Genomic DNA, 1,132 nt, shown 5'->3' on the forward strand with positions numbered 1-1,132 from the left:
TCCCTTATCTATATGGGTAGTAAGAACATATTCATACTTTCCTTTTAAGATTTTTTCGCATAGTTCTATTCCTATTTGATGAGCCTCTTCAGCAGTAGTTTCTCCGGGGAAAAAAGATTGAATTAAATGTCTTGCCAAAACTTTTGCTTTAGAATTACATTCTATTTTTGTTTGTTCAAATTCTAAATGAGCAGTTATAGGGTTACAGTTTAGGGAGGAAATTAGAATTTTTCCATCTGTTTTATCACTATTCATAATATAATCAAGTGCTATTTTTAAAGTGGATTTTATAGGATGAATTTTAGTAATTGCCATTATTCTTTCTCAGTATTTATGCTATTAGAATTAGTAAGAGAGTATATTTTTTTACGTATAGAGAAAATATCTTTCGATTGATTTTCTAATAAGCTTTTTAAATCTTCTACATCATCTTTATATATAATTGATGTAGTATTTATCCTTTTAGCAATTTGATTTATATTATTTGAAGTACGACTTATATTTGTTGACATTTCACGAAAGACATTCATATCTAGTACATAAATATCTTTTTCTAAAATACATTTCATAATAAATTGTCTAAGAGTTTTACACTTAGATGCTTTATATTTTTCATTTAGCAATTCTAACTCCTCATCAGATAACATTAAATAGATTCCGTTATTCCTAAATCTACTTGTCATAATTTAACCTCCTCGTATATTATAGTTGTAGTAATAAAATACTACATTTTGTTCTCAATCCCTCTTTCTTATGTGATAATAATTATATAGATGGAGCTCGTAGTAAACTTCCTTGAAGTTCCTCTTCCTAATAAATTTATTAATCGAAATAAAAAAGAAAAACCTGTAAATTCAAGTAGGATTACTTGACTTACAGGTTTAATTTATTCTATATATTTCGTCTGGAAATCTCCTGATTTAATTTTTTATTGATTATATTTTATCATTTTTTGATATAATATTCAAGTTTACGTTGAAGCTATTATAAGCGTTTGTTGCTGAATTTAATTATTATAAAATTAGGGGTTTGGGGATATTCCCCAACAAGTAAAATGGAAAAAATAAGCGATATAATAGTAGTATTCTTATTCCATTTTTAGTAAGTGCATATGCACTTACTGTGCTTGCTC

The 1,132-nt window shown here is 26.4% G+C and carries 2 protein-coding genes; both read right to left on the reverse strand.

Features of this window, described 5'->3' with window-relative positions:
* A partial coding sequence (locus AC6FXG_RS08910; protein ID WP_500572385.1) for a relaxase/mobilization nuclease domain-containing protein occupies positions 1–315 on the reverse strand: 315 nt, incomplete at its 3' end.
* Positions 315–683, reverse strand: coding sequence for a plasmid mobilization relaxosome protein MobC (gene mobC, locus AC6FXG_RS08915; protein ID WP_500572386.1), 369 nt, complete (start codon positions 681–683; stop codon positions 315–317). The genes mobC and AC6FXG_RS08910, both read right to left, overlap by 1 nt.
* Between the last annotated feature and the right edge of the window lie 449 nt (positions 684–1,132).

Source organism: Ezakiella massiliensis (assembly GCF_059862345.1).